Origin of the sequence: Streptomyces sp. BK022 (assembly GCF_004217355.1) — a bacterium.
GTDB lineage: Bacteria > Actinomycetota > Actinomycetes > Streptomycetales > Streptomycetaceae > Streptomyces > Streptomyces griseoluteus.
Window position 1 is genome coordinate 855,079 of sequence record NZ_SHKU01000001.1, and the last position, 25,226, is coordinate 880,304.

Below are 25,226 nucleotides of genomic sequence, written 5' to 3' on the forward strand. Positions count from 1 at the left end.
CCTACGCGTCCGACACCGAGTCGAACGGCACCTGACCCCGCGCCACCCCCAGCACGTCCGCGTCCACCGACCGCCGCAGCGCCTCGTGCAGCTTGGCCGGGGTCAGCACACCCAGGAGACGGGAGCCGTCCAGTACCGCGACCCACCCGGCGTCGTACTGGAGCATCACGCCGAACGCCTGCTTCAGCGGGGCGCCCACCGGGACCCAGGCCGTCATCCGGTGGGCCAGCTCGCCGACCGTGCCGCCCGCCGCCAGCTCCTCCAGGCCGACCCAGCCGTGCAGGTCGCCGTCCGCGTCCAGGACGACCGCCCAGCGCGCGCCCTCCTCGCGCAGCCGCCGGGCGGCGGAACCGGCGGGCTCGTCCGGGCGGGCCACCGGGGGCTGTTCCAGGTCGTCCGGCTCGATCGCGGTCACCGACAGCCGCTTCAGACCCCGGTCGGCGCCGACGAACCCGGCGACGTACGGGGTCGCGGGGGCGCCCAGGACCGCGCCGGGGGTGTCGAACTGCTCGATGCGGCCCTCGCCGTACACCGCGATCCGGTCGCCGAGCCGGACCGCCTCCTCGATGTCGTGCGTGACCAGCAGCACCGTCTTGCGCACCGCCTGCTGCATGCGCAGGAACTCGTCCTGCAACTGCTCGCGCACCACCGGGTCGACCGCGCCGAACGGCTCGTCCATCAGTAGCACCGGCGGATCGGCCGCGAGCGCCCGTGCCACCCCGACCCGCTGCCGCTGACCGCCGGAGAGCTGATCCGGGTAGCGCGCGCCGAACGTCTTGGGGTCCAGGCCCACCAGGTCCAGCAGCTCGGCGGCGCGCGCCCGTGCCTTGGCCCGCTTCCAGCCGAGCAGGGACGGCACGGTCGCGGTGTTGTCCAGCACCGTGCGGTGCGGGAAGAGGCCGACCTGCTGGATGACGTACCCGATGCGGCGGCGGAGCCGGACCGGGTCGATCCGCGCGATGTCCTCGCCGTCCACGACGATCCGGCCCGCGGTGGGCTCGATCAGCCGGTTCACCATCATCATGGTGGTCGTCTTGCCGCAGCCCGAGGGGCCGACCAGGGTGACGAGTTCGCCCTCGGACACCTCGAAGGAGAGGTCGTCCACGGCCGTCGTACCGTCCGGGTAGCGCTTGCTGACCTGCTCGAACCGGATCATTCCCCCACGCTAGCCGGGGTCCCGTCCCCCCGCCCGGTCCCGCCGACCGAAGGGATGACCCCGGCGAGCACGACCTCCAGCGTGCGCGGACCGTGCACCCCCTCCACCCGGTCCAGCTCGATGTCACTGGTGGCCGAGGGGCCCGAGATCCAGGTCAACGGCCTGGTGGGGGAGAGGCGTTCGAGGGCCTGCGGAACGGACGCCACGACCTGCTCGGGGACACGGACCACGCAGATGTGGTGGTCCGGCACGAGGGTGATCCGGCGGCGCCCCTGGCCCGGCCCGCCGTCGAGCACGAGGGTGCCGGTCTCGGCGACGGCCACCGCGCAGCCGGTCACGACGCTGTCCACGGCGTCCAGCTCGTACGGGGTGCTTTCCGCGCGGTCGGGGACGGGCACCGGGCCGGCGTTCGCCAGCCACGCCGGCGGGAGCCCCTCCGGCACGAGCACGGACTCGGCCCCCCGCGCCGCCAGCAGCCGGGCGATCAGCTCGGGCAGGTCCGCCTCCGCGCACCGGTGCACCACGGCCCGGTAGTCGGCCAGGTTCTCCGCCAGCAGTTCCACCCTCTCCCCGGCGGTGCGCTCGCCGTGCTCGCGCAGGTAGTCGCGGGGGACCGCCCGGTCGTACGGCGTGTCGTCCTCGGGTACGTCGGCCAGCGCGCGCCGGATTCGGCCGAGGACGCGTTCCCGGTCGCTCACTTCGTCTCCTCCTTGCCGCCCCGGGTGCGTGCCCACCAGTCCCGGAAGGGCTCGGCCGGCACCTCCGGCAGGTCGCGGGTCCGGGTCCACGCCGCGCCGGGCCCCGGCAGGGTGCGCGGGCGCAGACGGCGGGCGCGGGAGGCGAGGCGCTGGCCGGTGCGCAGCGCGTCCGGGTGGGTGAAGGTCCAGCGGGCCGCCCGCATGGCCGCCCGTTCCGCCGCGTGGCCCCTGGCCGGCCTCAGCACGACCCGGTTGCCCTCGCGCACCGCCGGACCGCCCTCCACGACCCGCTCGCGCAGCCGGACCAGCACCTCGGGGATGTCGATGGCGACCGGGCACACCTCGTAGCAGGCCCCGCACAGCGAGGACGCGTACGGCAGCGAGGCGTCGATCTCGCTTGCCGTGCCGCGCAGTTGAGGGCTGAGGATGGCCCCGATGGGGCCGGGATAGACCGAGCCGTAGGCATGGCCGCCCGCGCGCTCGTACACCGGGCACACGTTCAGGCAGGCCGAGCAGCGGATGCAGCGCAGCGCCTGGCGGCCGACCTCGTCGGCGAGGGTGTCGGTGCGCCCGTTGTCCACCAGCACCAGATGGAAGACGCGCGGTCCGTCGCCGTCCGTGGTACCGGTCCACATGCTGGTGTACGGGTTCATGCGCTCGGCGGTGGAGGAGCGGGGCAGGGTCTGGAGGAAGACCTCCAGGTCGCGCCAGGTGGGGACGACCTTCTCGATGCCGGCCACCGAGATCAGGGTCTCCGGCAGGGTGAGGCACATCCGCCCGTTGCCCTCGGACTCCACCACCACCATCGTGCCGGTCTCCGCGACCATGAAGTTGGCCCCCGAGATGCCCACCTTGGCCCGCAGGAACTTCTCCCGCAGATGCAGCCGCGCCGCCTCCGCCAGCTCGGCCGGACTGTCGGACAGCCCCTCGGGCGCCGGGCGGCCCCAACCGGCCATCTCGGTACGGAAGATGTCGCGGATCTCGGCCCGGTTGCGATGGATGGCCGGGACCAGGATGTGCGAGGGGCGGTCCTCACCCAACTGCACGATCAGCTCGGCGAGATCGGTCTCGTAGGCCCGGATGCCGGCCGCCTCCAGCGCCTCGTTGAGCCCGATCTCCTGCGTGGCCATCGACTTGACCTTCACGACCTCGAACTCGCCCGTCTCCCGCACGAGCCGGGTGACGATCCGGTTGGCCTCCGCCGCGTCCGCCGCCCAGTGGACCGTGCCGCCGGCGGCGGTGACCGACTCCTCCAACTGCTCCAGATAGCGGTCGAGACGGCGGAGCGTGTGCTCCTTGATCCGGCTGCCCGCCTCGCGCAGCTCCGCCCAGTCGGACACCTCCGCCACGGCCGCCGCGCGCTTGGCGCGGATGGTGTGGGTGGCGTGCCGCAGATTGCCGCGCAAGGTGCCGTCGGCCAGCGCTTCCCGTGCCGCCTCGGGGAAGGCGGGCATTCCCACGAAGGTCTCGTTCACCGGGCCGGCGCCTCCTCCGTGCTCGCCAGGATCTCCGCGATGTGCACCGGCCGCACCGGAGAGCCCGCCCGGCTCATCGTGCCACCCAGGTGCATCAGGCACGAGTTGTCGGCCGCGCACAGCACCTCCGCGCCGGTCGACTCGGCGTTGCGCATCTTGTCCGCCCCCATCGCCGCCGACACCCCGGCGTTCTTGACCGCGAAGGTGCCGCCGAACCCGCAGCACTCGTCGGCGCCGGGCAGTTCGACCAGCTCAAGCCCCCGCACCGCCTCCAGCAGCCGGCGCGGCCGGTCGCCGAGCCCCAGGGCGCGCAGACCGTGACAGGTGGGGTGGTAGGTGACCTTGTGCGGATAGAAGGCGCCGACGTCGGTGACGCCGAGCACGTCCACCAGGAACTCCGTCAGCTCGTACGTCTTCGGCACCACCGGCGCCAGCACGTCGGCCAGTGCCTCCCCGCGCCCCTCGGCCCGGGCCCGCTCACCCAGCCTCGGGTACAGCTCCCGGACCATCGCCGCGCACGAACCCGACGGCGTGACGATCGCGTCGTAGGCCCCGAAGACCTCCGCGAAGTGCCGGGCCAGCGGTTCCGTCTCGTGCCGGTAGCCGGTGTTGTAGTGGGCCTGCCCGCAGCAGGTCTGCGCCAGGGGGAAGTCGACGTCGACCCCGAGGCGGTCCAGGAGTCCCACCACGGCGCGGCCGGTGTCCGGGTAGAGCGTGTCGTTGACACAGGTCAGGAACAGGGCGACACGCATCGCGGCTCCTCGGGTCTCGAAGATCGGACAAGGGCAGCCTAGCCAGAGCCCGTACCCTTGCCGCGATGCCTGATCACATACCCCTCCTCGGCGCCGACTGCGCCAACTGCTTCGGCCTCTGCTGCGTGGCCCTGCCCTTCGCGCGCTCCGCCGACTTCGCCCACGACAAGCCCGCCGGCAAGCCCTGCGCCAACCTGCGCGAGGACCACGCCTGCGGCATCCACACCGAGCTGCGCGCCAAGGGCTACGCCGGGTGCACGGTGTACGACTGCTTCGGCGCCGGCCAGCGCGTCTCCCAGGTCACCTTCGGCGGCCGGGACTGGCGCACGGGCGAGGGGGAGCGTGCCCGGCTGATGTTCGAGGTGTTTCCGGTGGTCCGGCGCCTGCACGAGCTGCTCTGGTACCTCACCGAGGCGCTCCGTCTCGACGCCGCCCGGCCTCTCCACCCGGAGCTGCGCCGCGCGCTTCAGGAGACCGAGCGGCTCGCCGCCCAGGAGCCCGGGGAACTGGCCGCGCTGGACCCGGCCGCCCAGTGGCAGCAGGTGGCGGAACTCCTGCTCCGGGCTTCGGAGCTGGCCCGTAAAGGCCGGAAGAAGGGCCGGGACCGGCGGGGCGCGGACCTGGCGGGCGCGAAACTCAAGGGTGCCGATCTGCGCGGGGTCAGCCTGCGCGGCGCCTGCCTGATCGCGGCCGACCTGACCGGTGCCGACCTGCGGCACGCCGATCTCATCGGCGCCGATCTTCGGGGCGCCGATCTGACGGACGCCGACCTCACCGGCGCCCTCTTCCTCACCCAGCCGCAGGTCAACGCCGCCCGCGGGGGACCCGGTACCCGGCTGCCGGGCTCACTCGTCCGTCCCGTGCACTGGGCAGCGCCCCGCTGAACCGGCGTCCGGCTCGGGAGCGCCGGCCGGGGCGGCGGCGGGGGCCTTCCGGCGTTCCAGGCCCAGGCGAAGGCCGTCCGGCATCAGCGTCAGGCGCTCGGTGACCCTCAGGCGGTAGCCGGGGTCCGGGATCAGCTCGTAGCGGCGCAGCAGCAGGCCGAGCACCAACGTGGCCTCGTGCAGCGCGAACTGGCGGCCCACGCAGGCCCGCGCGCCCGTGCCGAAGGGCTTGAAGGTGTGCGGCGGCCGGGCCCGTACCGCCTTGGCGTCGAAGCGGTCCGGGTCGAACCGCTCGGCGTCATCGCCCCACACCTCGGGGTCGCGGTGCAGCATCGGCGTGAGGACCAGCGCCCAGCCGCCCCGGCGCATGGGGTGCTCCCCGGCCAGCACGGTGTCCTCGGTGGCCTCGCGGGCGAACGCGGGCGCGGTCGGCCACAGCCGCAGCGACTCGTCCAGCACCCGGCGCAGATAGCGCAGCCGGGCCACCTGGTCGTAGCCCGGCTCGGGGGTGTCGCCCCAGACGCGGTCCACCTCGGCGCGGGCGCGGGCGGCGACCTCGGGGTGCTCGGCCAGGTAGTACAGCGCGAACGAGAGGGCGCCGGAGGTGGTCTCGTGACCCGCGACCAGGAACGTGATCACCTGCTTGCGGACGTTCTCCGCCGACAGCCGCTCGCCGGTCTCGGGGTGGGCCGTCTCCAGCATGCGGTCCAGCAGGTCGCCCTCCCCGCGCCCCGAGGCGCGGCGGGCGGCCACCAGGGCGTCGACCGTGTCGTCCAGGTAGGCGATGTCGGCGGCGTTGCGCCGGGCGGCCCTCCGCTGGAGCGCCGGGGGCACCGGCAGGCTGTTGAGCCGCTGGGCGTAGGCCAGGGTGCCGACCATGGCGGTGACGAAGGGGTGCGGCCGGTCACGCTCGAAGGAGCCGAAGTCGTGCCCGAAGCCGGTGCGCGCGATGGTCTCCAGCGTCAGCCGGGTCATGTCGCCCGGTACGTCCACCGTGCGTCCGGCGGCCAGTTCGCCGTCCCAGTGGCCGGTCAGCCGGCCCGCGACCGACAGCATCATCGCGTGGTACCCGGCCATCGCCTCCCGGCTGAAGCCGGGCGCGAGCACGTCGTGCGCCAGCTGCCAGTTGGGCTCGTGGTTGTAGGCGGTGAACAGCCCGTCCCCGGCGACCGGGCGCAGGTTGGCCACCCCGAGACCCACGTGCTTGGCGAACCGGCTCTCGTCCGCCATGTCCGCGGCCAGCTTCGCACCCCACAGGAACACGAACTCCCGGTTCAGCACCCGGCGCCGGAAGATCGGGCCCAGTTCGCTCGCGAGCCGCATCGAGTCCTGGAGGGGGGTGCGCCGGTCGACGCCCAGCACGTCACCGAGCAGCGGCAGCCGGCGCGGCGGATGGGGGATGCGGTCAAGCTCCGGCCAGCCCTGCTCGGCACCGCGGAACCCCTTGGGCAGTCCCGCCCCCGTCGTCTCGGCCATGACGCGATCTCCCTTGATCCGGTGGCCTGTTGCCCGCCCGCCACGCGCGTGTTGAACGTGAGTTCAATAGCGCTGGCAGTCTGGTCCGCCCACTGAACCCACGTCAAGCAACGTGTCCACTAGGGTGACGGCATGGCCGCCAACCAGGGGGAACGCGCCCGGCGCCGACTGAGCACCGAGGAGCGCCGCGAGCAACTCCTCTCGGTCGGGGCGCGCCTGTTCTCCGAGAGCCCGTACGACGACGTGTGGATCGAGCGGGTGGCCGAGATCGCCGGGGTCTCGCGGGGTCTGCTGTACCACTACTTCCCGACGAAGCGGGACTTCTTCGCCGCCGTGGTGGAGCGGGAGAGCGAGCGCATGCTCCGGATGACCGCGGCCGTGCCCGGCGTGCCGGTCCGCGAACAGCTCGGCGCCGGGCTGGACGCCTACCTCGGGTACGTCGAGGCGCACGCCCACGGCTTCCGCGCCTTCCACCGTGCCGACGCGGCCGGCGACCAGGCCGTACGCCGGGTCTACCGGCGGGCGTTGGCCGCGCAGGAGCGGCAGATCCTCGCCGCGCTGGCCGCCGACCCCGAGTTCGGGCCCGCCTTCGAGGGCTCCCCGCAGGCCCGGTTGGCGGTGCGCGGCTGGCTCGCCTTCACCACCGCCGTCTGCCTGGAGTGGCTGCGCGAGGGTGAACCCGGCCGGGATCAGGTGCGCGAGCTGTGCGCGCGGGCGCTGCTCGGCGCCATCGCCTGACGGCGCGTCCGGATACCTCCATCCGTGTCACTCGGCCGGGTGGTGCGGTTGGCGTACGCCCGGATCTTCGATAGGTTAGGCAAGGCTTACCTAAGGAGGACTCGGGATGGGTGACACGCAGGACTGGGCGGCAGGACCCGGAGCGGCGGAGCGGGCGCGGTCGGTCCTCGCCGCCGCGTGGTCGTGCGCGGTGACCGCGGACGGCGCCCGCGAGGAGTACGTCGGCGCGCACACCGTGACCGGGGACGGCCGGGTGCTGCTCGACGTGCCCGAGGACAGCGCCCTGTCCGCCGCCGCGCTGTGCGCCCCGCGCGGCGAGCCCACCGCGGTGCTGGAGTTCGCCGACGTGGCACCCGTACCGGTGCGCCGGCGCATCCGGGCCCGGCTGTGGCTTTCCGGCCGGCTCTCCGGGCGGGGTGGCCGGCTGCTGTTCCAGCCCACCCGCGTAGTGCTGCGGCGGCCTTCCGGGGCCGTCCTCATCGACCCGGCGGAGTACGCGGACGCCCGGCCCGACCCGCTGGCCGTCGCCGAGGCGCACTTGCTCACCCACCTGGCCGACTCCCACCCGGATGCCGTGGAGCGGCTCACCCGGCTGGTCCCGCCGCAGAGCCTGCACGCCGTGACCCGCGTGACCCCCCTGGCGCTGGACCGGCACGGGCTCACCCTGCGCATCGAGCGCGCCCGCGCGCACGGCGACGTCCGGCTGACGTTCCACACGCCCGCCGACGACGTCGGGCAGCTCACCGAGCGTATGCACGCGCTGCTCACCCAGGCCGGCGCCGGCTGCCCGCGCTCCCTACAGCGGCACCGCGCAGACGGCGACCGGTGACGGGAACGGCTCACCCGCCCGACCGAGCGCTCCGGTACCGGTGTCGACCCGGAACACGCTCACCGTGCCGGAGCGCTGGTTCGCCGTGAAGAGCAGCCGCCCGTCCGGCGAGAGCGCCAGCTGGCGGGGGAAGTCCCCGTCCACCGGCACCGTGTCCAGCAGCCGCAGCCGGGCCCCGTCCTCCTCGACGGCGTACCGGGCGACGCTGTCGTGCCCCCGGTTGGCGAGGAACGCGAAGTCGCCGCCGGGCGTCACCACGAACTGCGCCGGGTAGTTGGTGGCGTCCCCGGCCGAACCCGAGGACTGCGGCTCACCCACGGTCAGCCGCCCGGTCGCCGGGTCGTAGGCGCAGACGGCCACCGTGTCGTCCACCTCGTTGGCGAGGTAGGCGTACCGCCCGTTCGGATGGAACGTCAGATGGCGCGGGCCGGCGCCCGGCCGGGTGCGGGCACGGGACACCTCGGTCAGGGTGCCGTGCCCGGTGTCGAGCCGGTAGGTGTAGACGGTGTCGGTGCCCAGGTCGACGGAGAGCACATGGCCGCCGTCCGGGCTCGTGATGAACTGGTGCGCGTGCGGGCCCTGTTGACCCGGACCCGGCGCCGGGCTGGAGTGCGTGACCAGGGCGGTGCGCTCACCGAGCGCGCCCGAGGCGTCGACGGGGTGCACGGCGACACTGCCCGAGCCGTAGTTCGCGCTCAGCAGCCAGCGCCCGCTCGGGTGCACCGACAGATGACAGGGCCCCGATCCGCCCGTGCTCCGGCTGCCCAGCACCTGTCCGTCCGCCCGCCGTACGGCGGTCACCGCGCCGTCCTCGCGCTCGTCGACCGCGTACAGCGTGTGCCCGTCCGGGTGGACGGTGACGTACGAGGGGTCCGCGATCCCGGCCAGCGGCTCCGCGTCGGTGACCGCGCCCGAGACCGGGTCGTACCGGGCCACGGAGACGCCCTTGCCGCCGCCTTCGACGGAGGTGTAGGTGCCCAGGTACAGCGGGCGGGGCCCCGGTGCGGCCTTCCGGCCGCGGGGCGCCGGGGCGGGGTCCGGGGCGGGGTCGTCCGGGGGCGGCGCGGCGGGCGCGGGCACCGTCACGACGGCGGCCGTCCCCGCCACGGCGCCCACGAAGCGCCGCCTGCTCCAGCCGTCCCGCTGCGCCCGTACCGCGTTGTCCATGCCGCCCCTTGAGCTTTCACCCGTCACCGTGGTCCCGGCCACCCTGTCGCGGACCGGCCGCCGAAGGCAAGGCGGGGCGCGCGGTCACCACTCCCCGTCGGCCACCGGCCCGCCCGGCGCGTCCTTCAGCGGGACCACCTGCCCCGGTGCCGGCTGCTGCCAGGGGTCCAGGTCGGCGCCCAGCCAGTCGCCCACCGGCCGCACCGGCCGCAGGGGGCCGGCGGGGGAGAGGTCGCCGGCCTCGTCGTTGTAGTACTCGAACCACGGCAGGCCCGCCCTGGTGTACGCGGCCCGGTCCACGGGCGAGGGCGGGGGCTCCTCGCCGGTGATACGGCGCCACTCGGGCGGGGTGACCAGGTGCACGAAGACCCGGCCGGCCGGGGTGTCGGACCAGTCGGACGCGGGACGTTCGTCCCGGAAGACCTCCTGGCGCATCGTGCCGCCCACGCCGAGGCCCATCGCCGCCGCCCGCCGGGGAGCGGCGCCCGCCGGCGGGGGGCCGCCGGGGGCCGGGGCGGCGAAGGCGGGCGGAGCGCCGTACCCCCCGGCGAGCGGCGCGGACCGGGCGCGCTCGGCCTCCCGCCACCGCGCCAGCGCCTCCGGGCGCAGCCCGAACACCTGCAACTGCACCCCGCCCCAGGTCTCCTCGCCGGTCACCTGACCCTCCACGGTCGCGCCGAGCCCGAGGGGCACGGCGACGAACTGGCGGACGGTGCCCCTGCCGGAGTTGATGCCGTCCAGCCAGGGCTGCCGGGGGAGCGTGAGGTAGTTCTGCGGGTCCCGCGCCAGCGCGCCCCGCCAGGGCTTGCCGGAGACCGCGCACACCTTGCCGACGCCGACCTGGAGGGCGGCCGGCTCTGTCGTCCCGGCGAAGCCGATCCACATCGCCTCGCGCAGGTACATCGGCAGCAGCACCCCGCCGCGCGCCCGCCACGCCTCCGGCACCCGGTCGGCGTGGTCCGCGACCCGGCGCAGCGGGAACTCGCCCAGCCCCGGCGGCAGCGGATGCGTACCCCGCTCGGGGAGCCGCAGGGTGCGTACGAACCGCACCACCACCCCGTCACCCAGCCGCAGCGTGTTCCCCTCGATCCGCACCCCGGCCCGCTCGGCCATCGGCCCGCCCCCTTCAGGCTCCGGCACCGGTCGCGCCCGGTGTCCCGTCACCGAGAACGCCCGCCGACCCCCGCACGGTTCCGCCAGAGGTCCTCCTGTACGCCGAGGCGCTGGCGCAGGCGGTTCACGCGGGGCATCTTCGCGCGCTGCTGGCGGGAGACGCGGTCCAGCTCCTCCAGCAGACGGCGGCTGCGGTGCTCGGTGTCCAGCTCGTCGATGATCCGGCTGACCTCGGTGAGGACGGCCCCGAGCAACTGCCAGTCCTCGTGGTCCTCCGCGACATGCGCGAGGAGCTGCTCCGCGAGCCGGTCGCGGGTGGCGGCGGCCGTGTGCAGCTCGGCGGTGAGCCGGGACTCGGCCGACTCGGCGTTGGCGCTCAGGTCGGTGGTCACCAGGACCGCGAAGCTCACCACGGCGTCCGCGATCTCGGACAGCACCTGTTCCACGGTCTGCCCGATCGGCGGCGGGAACAGCTCCTTGGCCCCGCGTGCCTTGGCCAGGTCGGTGAAGGAGCGGGCCATCACCCGCAGGACGACCGTGCAGATCTCCAGGGTGTCCAGGCCGGTGCGCAGTACCACCCGGTGGAGCAGTCCCTCCTTGACGCGCGGGTTGAGCCTGAGGCTCTCCTCGGCCTGCCGCAGGGCCGCGTCCACCTGGATGATGTCGTGGTCCAGCCGGCGCGCCTCGTGCAGCCGTTCGGCCGCCCGCTGCCAGGGGATGGCGCCCGCCGCCTCCTCACCCATCCGGATCATGAGCTGACGCAGCCGGCGGGCCAGCCACTCGATGGACCGCCCGGCCGCGTCCACCCACACCGGGGGCGGCAGCAGCAGATTGCAGGCCATGCCGATGATGGCGCCGATCAGGGTCTCCACGATCCGCGCCCACGCGGTGAAGCCGACCGTGGTGACGCCGAGCACGAGCATGGCGCTGATCGCCACCTCGTTCACGTACTCGTCCACGCGCACCAGATGACCCACGCTCAGCGCGGCCACCAGCAGCAGGGCCAGGCTCCACCAGGTCAGGCCGACCAGGAGGCTGAAGACGATGGCGACCAGCACGCCCGTGACCACGGCGTTCACGCGGCGGATGCCGTTGGTGAGGGTGGCGAAGAAGGTGACCTGGACGACCAGCAGGGCCGTCAGGGGCGCGGTCAGGGGCGCCGGTTCCGGGCTGAGCCGCAGCGCGATCACATAGGCGACCGTGGCCGCGGCGGCCGACCGCAGTGTCTGGACGACCACCGGCTCGCGGCGGCGCGCGACCAGGCGCCGCAGCGCGTCGGCCCACCTGCGTCGCGCTTGCGCGTCCATCCACTTCCGTACGTCTGGCATCCTTTGGCGTCTTCCCTTTCCGTAACCGCGCCGAACGGGGCCGTTCGAGCACCGTGTACGCGAAAGGGGCGGCCCTCAGGCGTACAGGCGATCGACGAAGGCATGGAGGTTGCCGCCCGCCCGGGCGATCTGCTCCTCCGTCGTGAGGCTCTCCTCGAACCTGCTCCCCGACTCCGGCACCTTCTTCCCCCGGACGTAGAGGGAACACGCCAGGTTGGCGCACATGTACACGCCGACGGAGTTGCCCTCGCGGCCGGCCGCCCCCGTCTTGCGGGCGGTCATCAGCGAGACCCCGCCGCCGCGATGGGTCGTCAGGCACACCGAGCACATGCTGCGGTGCTGGAAGCCGCGCCGGACCGTCGGGCAGCGCAGCGCGATGCCGACCGGAGAGGTGCCGCGTTCGAGGACCAGATAGCTGCGGTCGGGCGCGCCCGGATCGCGCCAGCCCAGGAAGTCCAGGTCGTCCCAGGGGCGTTCGGCCAGGTCGCGGGGGACGGTCAGCCGCTTGGCGTCGCCCTTGGAGCAGTTGACGAAGGAGGCGCGGATTTCCTGCTCGGTGAGGGGTCGCATCGGAGAAGTCCTTCTGTTGTAGCCATGAGCCTAGGGGCTCTAGGTTTACGAGGGTATAGAGCACCGCCGTACCGGGCCAAGCGGTTTTCCGCGCGCCGCTCCTAACCCGCCCCGGCACCCCGTACCCGAGGCGGCCACACGCCGGGCGCGAGCACGCCGAGGGCGTAGGCGCGGGCGACCAGTTCGGTGCGGTTGGCCGCGTGCCAGCGGGCGGACAGGCGGCGCAGGTGATACGCGACACCGTCCCGGCTCAACCCCAGCTCACGGGCGGCCCGGCCGGTGGTGGCGCCCTGGGCCAGCAGCGCCAGCACCGCGCCCTCGACCGGGGTGACGGAGGCGGGCTCGGCGGTGGGCTCCGGCTCGCTTTGTCCGAGCACCCGGAGCATCACCAGCAGTGCCGGGGTCTCGTCCGTGGAGTCGCTCACCGGGTCGGCGGTCAGCTCGCCGTACCGCTCCGTGCCGCCGGGCGCGGTCCAGCTCACCGACACCTGGTAGCGGGAGCGGTGCCGCAGCCGCAGCGCCTGGGCGATCCGCTCGACCTGGCCGGCCTCCTCGGGGCGGAACAGCTCCAGCACGTCACGGCCGCGGAGCCGACCCGGTGACGTACCGCACTCGGCGGCCATCGCAGGGTTCGCCATCAGCACCTTGCCGTACACGTCGCAGACCGCGACCGGCACCGCGACCCGGTCGAAGAGCATCAGGGCCCGGTTGCGCCACACCACGGCATCCGCCAGCCCCCACTCCACGCCAGCCTCCCAAGGTGCCGAACCGTCCCCGCCATCCAAGACGAAAACCCAGGTCAGCGGCAACTCAGGCGGCATCCCGGAGCCGGTGCGCAAGGGTCCGGGCCGACTTTCCACTGCACGTTCGTGTAGTGGCCCGGCACGGGCGCGCCCCGCCTCTGGAGCACGCTGGAAGACGCCAGCCCCCACGCGAAACGCCAGTCCCCGCCCCGCGAAAGGCAGTTGCCGACGCCATGCCCCCCACCGCCCCGCACCCCGAGCCCCCCGCACTCACCGGCGTGCCGGTCGTCGACATCTCCGCCACCGGGCCGACCCGCACCCCCATCCAGCAGGTCATGGAGCTGATGCGGACCCACGGGCCGGTGCTGGTGCGCCGCCTGCACGGGCGTGACGCCCTCTTCGTCGCCGACGCCGATCTGATCGCCGACCTCGCCGACGAGGACCGGTTCGCCAAGCACATCGGGCCCGCGCTGGAGAACGTGCGCGCCTTCGCCGCCGACGGCCTGTTCACCGCGTACAACGACGAGCCGAACTGGGCCAAGGCGCACGACATCCTGATGCCCGCCTTCGCGCTCGGCTCCATGCGCGCCTACCACCCGGTGATGCTGAAGGTGGCCCGGCGGCTGATCGAGGCATGGGACCGCTCCGCCCGCGCCGGGCAGCCGGTCGACGTGCCCGGCGACATGACCCGGATGACGCTCGACACCATCGGCCTCGCCGGGTTCGACTACGACTTCGGCTCCTTCGAGCGCGCCGAGCCACACCCCTTCGTGGAGTCGATGGTGCGCTGCCTGGAGTGGAGCATGACCCGCCTGGCCCGCGTGCCGGGCGGCGACCACACCGCGGCCGACGCCGCCTTCCGCGAGGACGCCGACTACCTCGCCGGGGTGGTGGACGAGGTCATCGCCGCCCGCACCGGCACCGACCAGAGCGAGGCCGCCGACCTGCTCGGGCTGATGCTCACCGCCCAGCACCCCGCCGACGGCACCACCCTGGACACCGCGAACATCCGCAACCAGGTCATCACCTTCCTCATCGCAGGCCACGAGACCACCTCCGGCGCGATGTCCTTCGCCCTGTACTACCTGGCCAAGCACCCCGCCGTGCTCCGCCTGGTCCAGCGTGAGGCCGACGCCCTGTGGGGCGACACCGCCGACCCCGAGCCGTCCTACGACGACATCGGCAGGCTCACCTACACCCGGCAGGTGCTCAACGAGGCGCTCCGGCTGTGGCCGACCGCCGCCGCCTTCAGCCGGGAGGCCCGCGAGGACACCCTGCTCGGCGGGCGGGTGCCGCTGCGCGCCGGGCAGGCGGTCAGCGTGCTGGTGCCGATGCTGCACCGCCAGCCCGTCTGGGGCGACAACCCCGAGCTGTTCGACCCCGACCGCTTCACCGCCGAGGCCGAGGCGGCCCGCCCGGTGCACGCCTTCAAGCCCTTCGGCACCGGTGAACGAGCCTGCATCGGACGGCAGTTCGCGCTGCATGAGGCGACCATGCTGCTCGCCATGCTGGTCCACCGCTACCGGCTGCACGACCACGCCGACTACGCGCTGGACATCAAGGAGACCCTCACCCTCAAGCCCGAGGGCTTCACGCTCACCCTGACCCCGCGCACCGACGCCGACCGCGTCCACTCCCCGCTGCCCGGCGCCGCCGCCGCGGCCGTCGTCGAGGACACCGACGCCCGGGCGCTCCCCGCCCGCGTCCGCCCCGGCACCACCGCGCTGTTCCTGCACGGCAGCAACTACGGCACCTGCCGCGAGTTCGCCGGACAGCTCGCGGACGAGGCAGCCGCGCTCGGCTGCGCCACCGAGGTCGCCCCGCTGGACGCGTACGCCGACGGGCTGCCCACCGACCGGCCCGTCGTCATCACCGCCGCCTCCTACAACGGCCGCCCCACCGACGACGCGATCGCCTTCGCCGCCTGGCTGGAGGGCGAGCACGACCTCACCGGCGTCACCTACACCGTGCTCGGCGTCGGCGACCGCAACTGGGCCGCCACCTACCAGCACATGCCCACCCGCGTCGACGCCCGCCTCGCCGAGCTGGGCGCCACCCGGCTCACCCCGCGCGCGGCCGCCGACGCCTCCGGCGACCTCACCGGCGCCGTCCGCGACTACACCGCCGCGCTGCGCACCGCCCTGCTCACCGAGTACGGCGACCCCGACGCCACCGCCCCGGCGGACGACCCCGAGAACGCCTACGAGGTCCGCGCCCTGACCGGCGGCCCGCTGGACGCCCTCGCGGAGCGGCACGAGCTGGTCCCGATGACCGTCACCGAGGCGTACGACCTCACCGCGCCCGGCCACCCGCGCGTCAAGCGGTTCCTGCGCGTCGCCCTGCCCGACGGCGTCACCTACCGCACCGCCGACCACCTCACCGTGCTGCCGGTCAACGCCCCCGGGACCGTGGAGAGGGCCCTCAGCGCGCTCGGTGCCGACCCCGACACGGTGCTGGACATCCGCGCCACCCGCCCGCGCCGCGACGGCCTGGCCGTGGACCGCCCGCTCACCGTGCGCGAACTCCTGACCCGGCACGTCGAGTTGCAGGAGCGGCCCACCGCGCGCCAGCGCGAACTCCTCGCCGCCGCCAACCCCTGCCCGCCCGAGCGCGCCGCCCTCGCCGCCCTCACCGGCGACGACCCGCGCACCCTCCTCGAACTGCTGGAGGACCACCCCGCCCTGCGCGAGGCCCTCGACTGGCCCCGCCTGCTCGACCTGCTCACCCCGCTGCGCCCGCGCCACTACTCCATCTCCTCCTCCCCGGCCGCCGGCCCGCGCCACGCCGACCTCATGGTCTCCGTGCTCGACGCGCCCGCCCGCTCCGGCAACGGCCGCTACCGGGGCACCGGTTCGGGACACCTGGCGGGCGTGCGGCCCGGCGACACGGTGTACGCCCGCGTCCAGCCCTGCCGGGAGGCGTTCCGCACCGACACCTCCACCCCCGTCGTGCTGATCGCGGCCGGCACCGGCCTCGCCCCGTTCCGCGGGGTGGTCATGGACCGGGTCGCGGCCCGTGCCCAGGACGCCGAACTCCCGCCCGCACTGCTGTACTTCGGCTGCGACGCCCCCGACGCCGACTATCTGCACGCGGCCGAACTGGGCGCCGCCGAGAGCGCCGGAGCCGTCTCGCTGCGCCCCGCCTTCAGCGCGGCCCCCGTCGACGGCGCGCAGTTCGTCCAGCACCGGATCGCCGCCGAGGCCGACGAGGTCTGGGAACTGCTCGGTGCCGGGGCGCGGGTGTACGTCTGCGGCGACGGCGCCCGCATGGCGCCCGGCGTCCGCGAGGCCTTCCGCACCCTGTACCGGACGCGCACCCCGGGCGCGGACGAGGCGGCGGCCACGCGCTGGCTGGACGAGCTGGTCGGCGCCGGCCGCTACGTGGAGGACGTGTACGCGGCCGGCTGAGCCGCCCCCGGTCCCACCCGTACGCCCTGGAAATCTCACAGCATGAAATAAGGGGGCCCGTGAAGTCGTGCCCGACCTGCCGCGAGGGGTATGTTGCAGGTCGGGCACGGGTCGGAAGGGGCCACATGGCGGGGCGGAACGGGCGCACGGTACGCGATCTGAGGCGGGGCAACCGCACGGCCGTGCTGCACAGGCTGTACTTCGACGGCCCCCTCAGCCGCTTCGAGCTCGGGCCGGCTACCGGACTCAGCTCCGGCTCGGTCAGCAATGTCGTCGCCGACCTGATCGCGGACGGACTCGTGGAGGAGGCCGGCAGCGTCGACTCCGACGGCGGCCGGCCCCGCACCCTGCTCCGGGTCGCCCCGCACAGCGGCCAGATGATCGGCGTGGACGTCGGCGAGACCCGCGTCCGCGTCGAGCTGTTCGACCTCGCCCTCACCGAACTCGCCCGCGCCGAGCGCCCGTTGACCCGTCCCGGCTATGACGTGGAGGACATCACCGGCCATGTCCGGGACGGTGTCGCCGAGGTGCTGGCCGCCGAGGGCGCGCGACCGGAGCGGCTGCTCGGCGTCGGGGTGGGCGTGCCCGGCATCGTGGAGCACACCGCCGACCGGGGCGCCGTGGTGCACGGCCAGACCATCGGCTGGGACGCCGTGCCGCTGGAGCGGCTGCTCCGGGCGACCTCCGGGCTTCCGGAGAGCGTGCCGTACTTTATCGACAACGGAGCCAAGACCCTCGGCCAGGCGGAGATGTGGTTCGGCGCCGGGCGCGGCGCCCGCAACGCCCTGGTGGTGCTCTTCGGCTCCGGCGTCGGCGCCTGCCTGGTCACCCCGGAGGTGGAGAACGGCCGCGCGGTGGAGTGGGGGCATCTGACGGTACGGGTGCGCGGGCGCCGCTGCCGCTGCGGGGCGCCGGGCTGCCTGGAGGCGTACGCGGGCGCCGAGTCGCTGCTGGCCCGGTGGCGCGAGGAGGGCGGACGCCCGCCCGAGGGCACCGACGAGGAGACCGCGCTCACCGCGATGCTCGCCGCCGCCTATCCGGCCGGGGACGCGGAGCCCGACCCGGTCGCGCTCGCGGTGCTGGAGGAGACCGCCGAGTACCTGGGCGCGGGTCTCTCCGACCTGATCAATCTCTTCCAGCCGGAGCGCATCCTCATCGGCGGCTGGGCCGGGCTCCAGCTCGGCACCCGCTTCCTGCCCGCCGTACGCCGGCACGCGGCCACCTACGCGCTCAGGCACCCGGCGGACCGGGTCACCATCGACCTGGGGCGGCTCGGTCCTGACGCCGTCACCGTGGGCGCGGCCATCCTGCCGCTGGCCGACTTCTTCAGCCGGGGCGGCCGCCGCGCCGAACCGGTGCCCGAGGACCGTCCCCCCGCCTGGCGGGCCGCGCTGGACGAGCGCGCCCCGCGCTGAGCCCGGACGCGAAGATGCCCCGGCCGTGACGGGGGAATCACGACCGGGGCGGTCCATCAGCGGACGGGGTCCAGGTCAGGGCGGGCCCGCGTCCACGTGTGGTTCAACGGACAACGAAGCGGTGCTGTTCCCGCCCGGCCGGGTGATCCGGGTCACGCGAGGGAACCGCTGGTCAGGACGCCGGTACCCGCCCCTCGCGGGTCCAGTCCAGCAGCTCGTCCGCCGTCCAGGTGTTCACCACCCGCCCGGCGGGCACCCCGCACTCCTCGGCGCGGGCGCAGCCGAGGATCTGCCAGTCCAGCTGGCCCGGCGCGTGCGCGTCGGTGTCGACCGAGAACAGCGTCCCGGCGTCCACCGCCTCGCGCAGCAGACGTCTGGGCGGGTCCAGCCGCTCCGGACGGCTGTTGATCTCCACGGCGGTGCCCGACTCGGCGCACGCGGCGAACACCTCGCCCGCGTCGAAGGCCGACTCGGGCCGCCCCCGCCCGGTGAGCAGCCGGCCGGTGCAGTGGCCCAGCACGTCGGCGTGCGGATCGGAGACGGCGGCCACCATCCGGCGGGTCATCGCGGCCGCGTCCATCTTCAGCTTGGAGTGCACCGACACCACCACGACGTCCAGCCGGTCCAGCAGCTCCGGCTCCTGGTCCAGCGAGCCGTCGTCCAGGATGTCGCACTCGATGCCGGTGAGCAGCCGGAACGGCGCCCAGCGCTCGTTCAGCGTCTCGACGAGGTCGAGCTGCTCCCGCAGCCGCTCGGGGGACAGGCCGCGGGCCACGGTGAGGCGGGGGGAGTGGTCGGTGAGCGCGGTCCACTCGTGGCCCAGCCCGGCCGCCGCCCAGCCCATCTCCTCGACGGAGCTGCCGCCGTCCGACCAGTCCGAGTGGGTGTGGCAGTCGCCGCGCAGCAGCGCCCGCAGCTCCTCGCCGCCGTCCGCCGTCAGCGGGCCCCCGGCGTCCTCCTCCAATGAGCGCAGATAGGCGGGCGTCTCCCCGGCCACCGCCTCCTCGACCACCTTCGCGGTCTTCGGGCCGATCCCCTTCAGGGTCTGGAGCGTCCCCGTGGAGACCCGCCGGGCGATCTCGTCCTCGGGGAGGTCCTTCAGTACGCGCGCGGCCGTGCGGAACGCCCGCACCCGGTAGGTGGGCGCGAGCGAGCGCTCCAGCAGGAAGGCGATCCGGTCCAGCGCCGCGACGGGTTCCATGGCCACCTCCCGGCTCCGCACGGACCTCCAGGGTTGCCCACCCGGGCGGTCTCCGCACGGTGGCGGCCCGGACGGCCCGTGCGGACGAGCCTTCCCCGCGCCTCGCGTTCTAGGCTCGGATACATGACCGAACAATCAGCTCCGTACATGTCCAATCCGCGCGTCCGGGTGCTCGGGGTATGTGAGGGCAAGCCGGGTTCGCCGCCGTTCCGGGTCATGGAGATCGACGGCGAGGTGATCGGCGAGGTCACGTCCATCACGGGGGTGCTGGAGGCCGCCGCCGCCCGCGGCATTGTCATCCACGACCTGGACGACCCGGACGTGGTCCGCTGGGTCGGCGGCGACAAGTTCACCTGGCGGGTGCGCGGCGGCACCCGCCGGGGCAAGGGGTAACTAGCCGACCGTCCACTTCTGGGCGGCTGTGCCGTTGCAGGTCCAGAGCTGGAGCCGGGTGCCGTTGGCCGAGTTGGCGCCCGTCACGTCCAGGCACTTGTCGGCCTGCGGGTTGACGATGTCGTTGGCCGAGGACACCACCCACTTCTGGTTGGGGCTACCGCCGCAGTCCCACAGTTGCAGGGGCGTACCGTCCGCCGTGCCGTTGTCCTTCAGGTCCAGGCACTTGCCGAGCGCGCGGATCGTGCCGTCCGAGCCGACCGTCCACTGCTGGGCCGCCGAGCCGTTGCAGTCGTAGAGCTGTACGGGGGTGCCGTTGGCGGAGTTCGCCGCGGCCACGTCCACGCACTTGCCGGCCAGGCCCCGGATGGCCTTGCCGCCCGTCGAGCCGCCGCTGGTGGTCACCGACACCGAGTCCACGACGAGCTGCGCCGGGAACTGGGTCGAGCCGTCCGGGTCGCCGGGCCAGTAGCCGCCGACCGCGAGGTTCAGGATCAGGAAGAACGGCTTGTTGAACACCCAGGTCCTGCCGCCCAGGTCGGCCGGGGTGCGCCGCTGGTAGACGTTGCCGTCCACCGTCCAGGTGATGGAGTCCGGCGCCCAGTCGACGGCGTAGGTGTGGAAGGCGTCCGCGAACGCCTGCCCGTTCGGCAGCGAGTAGCCCGCGCCGATGCCGCCCGAGCCCGAGTAGCCGGGGCCGTGGATGGTGCCGTGCACGGTGGAGGGCTCGAAGCCGACGTTCTCCATCACGTCGATCTCGCCCGAGTCCGGCCAGTTCACCGGCGTGCCCAGCATCCAGAACGCGGGCCACATGCCCTGCCCGCGCGGGATCTTCATCCGGGCCTCGACGTGCCCGTACTGGGCGTTGAACTTGCCCGAGGTGTTGAGCCGGGCCGAGGTGTACTGGCAACTGCCGTACCAGCACTGGTAGTTCGCCGGGTTCTCGCGCTTGGCGGTGATGACCAGGTGGCCCTGGCCGTCCAGCGCCGCGTTCTTGGTGCCCGAGGTGTAGTACTGCCGCTCGTGGTTGTTGACGTTGTCTCCGGTCTCCAGCGTCCACTTGGAGCCGTCGACGGCGGAGCCCGCCGGGCCGTCGAAGGAGTCCGAGAACGTCGCAGCCGCGACGGCCGGGGCGGCGGCCGTGTCGGCCCTCGCGGGTCCGACGGCCGCCGCGCCGACCAGCGCGGCGGAGAGAGCGGCAAGGAGGCATCTGCGGAGCAGGCGTGGGGATGCCATGACTCTCCGTTTCACATGGGGGGAGTGACGCCTCTTGTTGTAGAGATCCGGACCGGGGCCGTCAATAGCTTGGTACAGACCAGTGAGCGGCCGACCGGACAAACCGGTGGAGGACGCTCAGTCCTGCGCGACCTTGGGCCGCCGCGCGTGCACCGCCCGCCCCAGCCGGCGCCCCAGCAGCAGCCAGCCCAGCAGCGCGCCGGTGGTGTTGAGGATGACGTCGTCGATGTCGAAGGCCCGCCCGGTGATCAGCGCGCCCTGGGTCAGCTCCACCATCAGCATCACCAGCGCGGTCAGGAACAGGACCTGGAGGATGCCCCGCGCCCGGGGGGCCAGCACCGGCACCAGCACGCCGAACGGCACACCCAGCAGGACGTTGCCGCCGATCTGCTTGAGGGTGTCGCGCACCGTCCCGTAGTCGAAGTAGGCCTTGAGGGAGTTGCCCGGCCGCATGTTGCTGTGCGTCAGTGCCTCCGAGGCGGGCGACGGCTCGAGCGTGATCCGGGCCAGCGCGATGGCGAAGGCCACCATGAAGACGAACGCCAGCAGCATGATCGGCAGCCGGATCGGCAGCGGCAGCGGCTTGCGCTCGGCCACCACCGGCTCCGTCACCGCCGGCTCCGGCTCGGCGACCGGTTCGGTCTTCTCAACACGCCCCCGCCGCAGAGGGGTGCGCAGTACGGTCGGCAGGCGTAGGGCGGTACGGGCCATGCGGTGGTCCTCCAGTCGTGAACATCCCCGTGAGAAGCAGCTAATGCCCGGGAAGCGGCCGGTGATGCCGGACCGGGCAGGGCGTCAGGGGCCGTACGAGACGCGTACGTCCGTGAAGCCGAGGGAGCGCAGCAGGCCCTGGAGCATGCCGGTGGTGTTGGACTCGGCGCGCGCGGTCAGCTCGCTGTCCCGGGCCGCCTCGCCGATGTGCTTGACGGCCAGCTTCTGCACCGCCTGCTCGCCGTTGGGGTTGTCCGAGAACAGGTCGCCCAGCCGGTCCAGCAGGCCGCGCTGCTTGGAGACGGCGTAGGAGCGGTCCGGGTCCAGCGCGGGCCTGCCGAGCTGAGCGTGCGGCAGCTTCAGTACGGCGGAGGTGCGGTCGTCGTTGACCGTCACGTCCTTCTCGCCGACCTTGCCGAGGTCCACATAGGAGTCCACGGTGCCCGCGCCGACGTACAGGGTGCGGGTGCCGCGCAGCGCGTCGGGCAGGTACTTGGCGTTCTTCTCCAGGTCCACGACGACCTGGAAGTTGCCCGAGGCCGCCTGGTAGCGGCTCATGTCCTGGATGGACTGGAGCAGCGCCGGGCCCGAGCGGTCGCGGGACTCGGTGCCGAACAGGTCCTTGATGCCGGGCAGCACGGCCAGTCGTATCCCGGCGAACAGCAGCACCAGTACCAGGGCGATGGCCGCCAGCACCTTGACCCAGAGCGGTGTCCGCCGGGGCCGCTGCTGGACCGGAGTCGTCCTCGCGGCCGTAGTCGTCTTGTCCACGGTTCTCCCTTCCCCCTCCTCGGATGCCCACCAAGTAAGCGAACAGGCAAGCGAGTTGACCATCCCCCACCACTGACGTACGTACCCCTGCCGCTCCCGTACGAGACGCGCCACGCCTGCCGTCCGGGTAGGGGGAGGGGCGGCCGGTAGCATGGCCGCCCAGCCCGTACCGATCATGCGAGGAGCGGATCGTGCGAGACATCGCCGTCTTCAGCGGCAGCGCCCACCCCCGGCTGGCCGAGGAGGTGTGCGCGCACCTGGGCGTCACGCTCAGCCCGGCGCGGGTCAGCAGGTTCGCCAACGACTGCCTGGAGGTCCAGCTCCTGGCCAACTGCCGGGAACGGGACGTGTTCCTGATCCAGCCCCTGGTGCGGCCGGTGCAGGAGCACCTGGTGGAGCTGCTGATGATGTGCGACGCGGCCCGCGGCGCCTCGGCGGCCCGGATCACCGTCGTCATGCCGCACTACTCCTACGCCCGCTCGGACAAGAAGGACACGCCCCGCATCTCGCTGGGCGGCCGTCTGGTGGCGGACCTGCTGGTGGCGGCGGGCGCCGGCCGGGTGCTCACCATGACCCTGCACGCCCCGCAGGTGCACGGCTTCTTCTCGGTGCCGGTCGACCACCTGCACGCGCTGCGCGAACTCGCCGCGCACTTCCGGCAGTACGACCTCTCGCGCACCACGGTCGTCTCCCCGGACCTCGGCAACGCCAAGGAGGCCGCCGCCTTCGCCCGGCTGCTCGGCGCCCGGGTCGCGGCCGGCGCCAAGCAGCGCTTCGCGGACGACCGGGTCAGCATCAGCTCGGTGATCGGCGACATCGCAGGCCGGGACGTGATCGTGCTGGACGACGAGATCGCCAAGGGCAGCACGGTGCTCGAACTCCTGGACCGGCTGCGGGAGCTGGGCCCGCGCTCGATCCGGGTCGCCTGCACCCACGGCCTGTTCGCCGGGGGAGCGCTGAAGCGGCTGGGGGAGCAGCCGGACGTGCTGGAGATCGTCTGCACCAACACCGTGCCGGTCCCGGAGGACGAGCGCACCGACAAGCTCCGGGTACTGTCCATCGCCCCGGCACTGGCGGAGGCGGTGCGGCGCATCCACGACGGGGAATCGGTGAGCGCGCTGTTCGAACAGCCGACGGAGGCCTAGAGGGCGTCCGAGGCCCGCAGTGCGGACTGGAGCGTCGGGTGCGGGGGCAGCACCCGGTTCAGGCCCGTGACCGCGAGGACGCGCAGGGTCAGTGGGTGCGCGCAGACCAGCTGGAGGTGGCCGCCGCGTTCCAGGACGCGGTGCCGGGCCCGGCTCACCAGGCGCAGCCCCGAGCAGTCGAAGAACTCCACGGGGCGCAGGTCGAGCACCACCCGGACGCCCTCGCGGCCGGTGAGCCGGTCCAGCAGGGGTGAGATCTCCGCCGCCGAGGCGATGTCGATCTCACCCCGTAACTCCAGCACGGTGTGCCCGTGCTCCTCCCGCACCCGCAGATGCCGGCTGAGCGGGATGGATTCCTCCCGCACGACGGCACCACCTCCCACCCGTCCCACCCGCGCCCGCGACGGACCGCGCCACGTGGCGACCAGCTCGCCAGGAGGAATTTGAGCATGTTCGCTTGACACATGTCTTCGGGTTTGACGGAGTCGGTTCGAATCTGTGCGTTCGTGATCGGGTCGTGGCCTCGCCCCCGTCGCCGGCCGGGTGGTTCAGCGTCTGCCCGGAGCCGCGTTCGGGTGCGGCCAGGTGCCCGTGGACCGGGCGACCGCCTTGGCGCGGGTGCGGTCCACCACGCTGCGCGCCACCGCGAAGATCGCGCCCTGCACCGCGGCCGCCAGCAGGATCTCGCCCCAGCCGCGGTCCGGGTCCAGCGGGTCGGGTGCCTCCTCCTCGTGCCGGATCACCATCCATGCCTTGCGGAAGGCCAGCCCGGCCAGCGCACCGCCCGCCCAGCTCAGCGCGAAGCCCACCGGTCTGTGCAGGAGGGGCGCCTTGATCTTGCTCATGTTCGTGCTCTTCTTCGCCATGTGACACTCCTTCCTCACCGGGTCCGCGTCCTCCCCGGACAGCCTCCGACCTCCCCCGTCCGGGCCCGTGTGATCCTCCCCGCCGGGGGCAGTCGCCGACAGGTGAGCGCTACTTCGGAAAAGCAGCCGGACACGACGACCGGCCACAGCGACGGCCAGGAGGCCGACAAGTCCGACGGACACACCCGCGTCACCGTCCTCGTGGCACTCGCCGCGAACCTGGTGATCGCGGTGGCCAAGGCCGTCGGCGGGATCTTCGCGGGCTCGCCCGCCCTGCTGTCGGAGGCCGCGCACTCCGTGGCCGACAGCCTGAACGAGGTGTTCCTGCTGGCCGCGCTGAGCCGCAGCCGCCGGCCGCCGGACGCCCGCCACCCCTTCGGCTACGGCAAGGAACGGTTCTTCTGGTCCCTGCTCGCGGCCGTCGGCATCTTCGTGATGGGCGGCTGCTTCTCCTTCTTCCAGGGCTTCGAGGCGATCAGGAGCGGCGGTGAGGAGAAGCTCAGCGGCTACATAGCGGGCCTCGTCGTGCTCGGCGTCGCCTTCGTCGCCGAGGGGGTCTCCCTGATCCGGGCGGTACGCCAGGCGCACCGGCAGGGCGAGGGCGTCGGTGACGTCCAGGACCCCGCGCTGCGTACGGTGCTCGCCGAGGACGGCACCGCGGTGCTCGGCGTGACCTTCGCCGCCATCGGCATGGTGCTGCACATGCTCACCGGGCAGGCCCTCTGGGAAGGCTGCGCGTCGATCCTGATCGGCGCCCTGCTGGTCTACGTCGCCTACCGGCTCGGCCGCGACGCCCGCGACCAGCTCATCGGCGAGGCGGCCGACCCCGAGCTGACCGGTCGGATACGGGAACTGCTGCGCGCCCAGCCCGAGATCGACAGCGTGGAGGCGCTGTTCACCATGAAGACCGGCGTCGACTCCGCCCTCGTGGCCGCACGCGTCGACCTCGCGCCGGGAATGGACAGCGAGGAGGTCGAGGAGGTCGCCGTCCGCATCAAGCGGTCCGTCGCCGAGATGTTCCCCGACGCCGGGCAGATCTTCCTCGACGTCACCGACCGCGACCACACCGGCCGCGACCACACCGAGCGCACCGCACGGGAGAGCCCCGCCGCGACGGGGGAGCGCGGCGGGGCCTGACCTTCGCGTGCCCTC

At 73.6% G+C, this 25,226-nt stretch carries 24 protein-coding genes; 8 read left to right on the plus strand and 16 right to left on the minus strand.

What is annotated here, in order from left to right; genetic code table 11:
* Position 1: 1 nt before the first annotated feature.
* Genes EV284_RS03960 through EV284_RS03975 form a run of 4 tightly spaced genes read right to left on the minus strand, consistent with a single transcriptional unit; the run spans position 2 to position 4,081 of the window.
* Entirely contained in the window at positions 2–1,156 is a 1,155-nt protein-coding gene (locus tag EV284_RS03960) for a betaine/proline/choline family ABC transporter ATP-binding protein (RefSeq protein WP_130330239.1), read from the minus strand.
* Positions 1,153–1,854 (minus strand): LUD domain-containing protein, encoded by a 702-nt coding sequence (locus tag EV284_RS03965; protein WP_130330241.1) that lies wholly within the window; start codon positions 1,852–1,854, stop codon positions 1,153–1,155. The genes EV284_RS03960 and EV284_RS03965 overlap by 4 nt, the downstream gene beginning before the upstream one ends.
* Positions 1,851–3,329, minus strand: coding sequence for a LutB/LldF family L-lactate oxidation iron-sulfur protein (locus EV284_RS03970; RefSeq protein ID WP_130330243.1), 1,479 nt, complete (start codon positions 3,327–3,329; stop codon positions 1,851–1,853). The genes EV284_RS03965 and EV284_RS03970 overlap by 4 nt, the downstream gene beginning before the upstream one ends.
* The gene (locus EV284_RS03975; RefSeq protein ID WP_130330245.1) at positions 3,326–4,081 is read right to left on the minus strand and encodes a (Fe-S)-binding protein; all 756 of its coding nucleotides are present in this window, start codon (positions 4,079–4,081) and stop codon (positions 3,326–3,328) included. The genes EV284_RS03970 and EV284_RS03975 overlap by 4 nt, the downstream gene beginning before the upstream one ends.
* A 65-nt stretch (positions 4,082–4,146) precedes the next feature.
* Between EV284_RS03975 and EV284_RS03980 the strand changes: the two genes are divergently transcribed.
* Positions 4,147–4,965 (plus strand): pentapeptide repeat-containing protein, encoded by an 819-nt coding sequence (locus EV284_RS03980; RefSeq protein ID WP_130330247.1) that lies wholly within the window; start codon positions 4,147–4,149, stop codon positions 4,963–4,965.
* Here the strand turns inward: EV284_RS03980 and EV284_RS03985 are convergent.
* Positions 4,927–6,441 (minus strand): cytochrome P450, encoded by a 1,515-nt coding sequence (locus tag EV284_RS03985; RefSeq protein ID WP_130330249.1) that lies wholly within the window; start codon positions 6,439–6,441, stop codon positions 4,927–4,929. The genes EV284_RS03980 and EV284_RS03985 overlap by 39 nt on opposite strands.
* A gap of 132 nt (positions 6,442–6,573) precedes the next feature.
* Between EV284_RS03985 and EV284_RS03990 the strand changes: the two genes are divergently transcribed.
* Both EV284_RS03990 and EV284_RS03995 read left to right on the plus strand, forming a co-directional pair.
* A complete protein-coding gene (locus EV284_RS03990; RefSeq protein ID WP_130330251.1) occupies positions 6,574–7,179 on the plus strand; it encodes a TetR/AcrR family transcriptional regulator in 606 nt (201 codons plus the stop codon).
* Positions 7,180–7,285: 106 nt separating this feature from the next.
* Complete coding sequence (locus EV284_RS03995) at positions 7,286–8,008, plus strand: DUF2470 domain-containing protein (RefSeq protein ID WP_130330253.1); 723 nt, start codon at positions 7,286–7,288, stop codon at positions 8,006–8,008.
* Here the strand turns inward: EV284_RS03995 and EV284_RS04000 are convergent.
* The 5 genes from EV284_RS04000 to EV284_RS04020 form a co-directional block, all read right to left on the minus strand.
* A complete protein-coding gene (locus EV284_RS04000) occupies positions 7,976–9,175 on the minus strand; it encodes a lactonase family protein (protein WP_207228899.1) in 1,200 nt (399 codons plus the stop codon). The genes EV284_RS03995 and EV284_RS04000 overlap by 33 nt on opposite strands.
* Positions 9,176–9,259: 84 nt before the next feature.
* Positions 9,260–10,288 carry a hypothetical protein gene (locus EV284_RS04005; RefSeq protein WP_130330255.1) on the minus strand — a complete coding sequence of 343 codons (1,029 nt, stop codon included), beginning with the start codon at positions 10,286–10,288 and terminating at the stop codon, positions 9,260–9,262.
* Between the two features lie 47 nt (positions 10,289–10,335).
* Positions 10,336–11,595: an aromatic acid exporter family protein gene (locus EV284_RS04010; protein ID WP_207228940.1), complete on the minus strand. Its 1,260-nt coding sequence runs from the start codon at positions 11,593–11,595 to the stop codon at positions 10,336–10,338.
* A gap of 96 nt (positions 11,596–11,691) precedes the next feature.
* Entirely contained in the window at positions 11,692–12,186 is a 495-nt protein-coding gene (locus tag EV284_RS04015) for an FBP domain-containing protein (RefSeq protein ID WP_130330256.1), read from the minus strand.
* A gap of 101 nt (positions 12,187–12,287) precedes the next feature.
* On the minus strand, positions 12,288–12,932 hold the full coding sequence (locus tag EV284_RS04020) for a PAS domain S-box protein (RefSeq protein ID WP_130330258.1): 645 nt from the start codon (positions 12,930–12,932) through the stop codon (positions 12,288–12,290).
* Between the two features lie 230 nt (positions 12,933–13,162).
* Between EV284_RS04020 and EV284_RS04025 the strand changes: the two genes are divergently transcribed.
* Together EV284_RS04025 and EV284_RS04030 are read left to right on the plus strand one after the other, a co-directional pair.
* Complete coding sequence (locus tag EV284_RS04025; RefSeq protein WP_130330260.1) at positions 13,163–16,336, plus strand: cytochrome P450; 3,174 nt, start codon at positions 13,163–13,165, stop codon at positions 16,334–16,336.
* Positions 16,337–16,461: 125 nt separating this feature from the next.
* A complete protein-coding gene (locus EV284_RS04030) occupies positions 16,462–17,751 on the plus strand; it encodes an ROK family transcriptional regulator (RefSeq protein WP_130330262.1) in 1,290 nt (429 codons plus the stop codon).
* A gap of 172 nt (positions 17,752–17,923) precedes the next feature.
* Here EV284_RS04030 and EV284_RS04035 read toward each other — a convergent pair whose 3' ends face one another.
* Entirely contained in the window at positions 17,924–18,952 is a 1,029-nt protein-coding gene (locus EV284_RS04035) for a PHP domain-containing protein (protein ID WP_130330264.1), read from the minus strand.
* A gap of 123 nt (positions 18,953–19,075) precedes the next feature.
* Here EV284_RS04035 and EV284_RS04040 point away from each other — a divergent pair, with 123 nt between their 5' ends.
* The gene (locus EV284_RS04040; RefSeq protein WP_130330266.1) at positions 19,076–19,345 is read left to right on the plus strand and encodes a hypothetical protein; all 270 of its coding nucleotides are present in this window, start codon (positions 19,076–19,078) and stop codon (positions 19,343–19,345) included.
* Here EV284_RS04040 and EV284_RS04045 read toward each other — a convergent pair whose 3' ends face one another.
* From EV284_RS04045 to EV284_RS04055, 3 genes are all read right to left on the minus strand, one after another.
* The gene (locus EV284_RS04045; protein ID WP_130330268.1) at positions 19,346–20,581 is read right to left on the minus strand and encodes a family 16 glycosylhydrolase; all 1,236 of its coding nucleotides are present in this window, start codon (positions 20,579–20,581) and stop codon (positions 19,346–19,348) included.
* A 117-nt stretch (positions 20,582–20,698) separates the two neighbouring features.
* A complete protein-coding gene (locus EV284_RS04050) occupies positions 20,699–21,292 on the minus strand; it encodes a VanZ family protein (protein WP_130330270.1) in 594 nt (197 codons plus the stop codon).
* Between the two features lie 84 nt (positions 21,293–21,376).
* Positions 21,377–22,063 carry a DUF4230 domain-containing protein gene (locus tag EV284_RS04055; protein ID WP_242625555.1) on the minus strand — a complete coding sequence of 229 codons (687 nt, stop codon included), beginning with the start codon at positions 22,061–22,063 and terminating at the stop codon, positions 21,377–21,379.
* A gap of 191 nt (positions 22,064–22,254) precedes the next feature.
* On the opposite strand from EV284_RS04055, the gene EV284_RS04060 reads away from it, so the two are divergent.
* The gene (locus EV284_RS04060) at positions 22,255–23,208 is read left to right on the plus strand and encodes a ribose-phosphate pyrophosphokinase (RefSeq protein WP_130330272.1); all 954 of its coding nucleotides are present in this window, start codon (positions 22,255–22,257) and stop codon (positions 23,206–23,208) included.
* Here EV284_RS04060 and EV284_RS04065 read toward each other — a convergent pair.
* Together EV284_RS04065 and EV284_RS04070 are read right to left on the minus strand one after the other, a co-directional pair.
* Complete coding sequence (locus EV284_RS04065) at positions 23,205–23,573, minus strand: anti-sigma factor antagonist (RefSeq protein ID WP_130330274.1); 369 nt, start codon at positions 23,571–23,573, stop codon at positions 23,205–23,207. The two genes, EV284_RS04060 and EV284_RS04065, sit on opposite strands and share 4 nt — an antisense overlap.
* A 183-nt stretch (positions 23,574–23,756) precedes the next feature.
* Positions 23,757–24,074 (minus strand): DUF4235 domain-containing protein, encoded by a 318-nt coding sequence (locus EV284_RS04070; RefSeq protein ID WP_207228900.1) that lies wholly within the window; start codon positions 24,072–24,074, stop codon positions 23,757–23,759.
* 201 nt (positions 24,075–24,275) lie between these two features.
* Between EV284_RS04070 and EV284_RS04075 the strand changes: the two genes are divergently transcribed.
* The gene (locus tag EV284_RS04075; RefSeq protein ID WP_242625599.1) at positions 24,276–25,211 is read left to right on the plus strand and encodes a cation diffusion facilitator family transporter; all 936 of its coding nucleotides are present in this window, start codon (positions 24,276–24,278) and stop codon (positions 25,209–25,211) included.
* Positions 25,212–25,226 lie beyond the last annotated feature (15 nt).